General features: G+C 56.2%; 1 protein-coding gene. It reads left to right on the top strand.

From position 1 onward, the window contains the following. A partial coding sequence (locus Q5L94_RS13690) for a hypothetical protein (RefSeq protein WP_317498907.1) occupies positions 1–272 on the top strand: 272 nt, incomplete at both ends.

The following is a 272-nucleotide window of genomic DNA, read 5'->3' as shown; positions in this document are numbered from 1 at the left end:
GCCTACTCTACCATTTCCGGTGTTTCGATCGGTGTGAACGATTTCGTCATCCCGGACGAGAAGGCGCGCATCATCGATGCGGCCACCGAAGAAGTGAAGGAGATCGAATCGCAGTACGCCTCCGGCCTGGTTACCCAGGGCGAGAAGTACAACAAGGTGATCGACCTCTGGTCCAAGGCCAACGACGAAGTGTCCAAGGCCATGATGGCCAACCTCTCGAAAGAGAAGGTCATCGACCGCGAAGGCAACGAAGCCGAGCAGGATTCGTTCAA

This window comes from Idiomarina sp. Sol25 (assembly GCF_033052775.1).
Taxonomy (GTDB): Bacteria; Pseudomonadota; Gammaproteobacteria; order Enterobacterales; family Alteromonadaceae; genus Idiomarina.
This window is presented reverse-complemented; position numbering and strand designations above follow the sequence as displayed.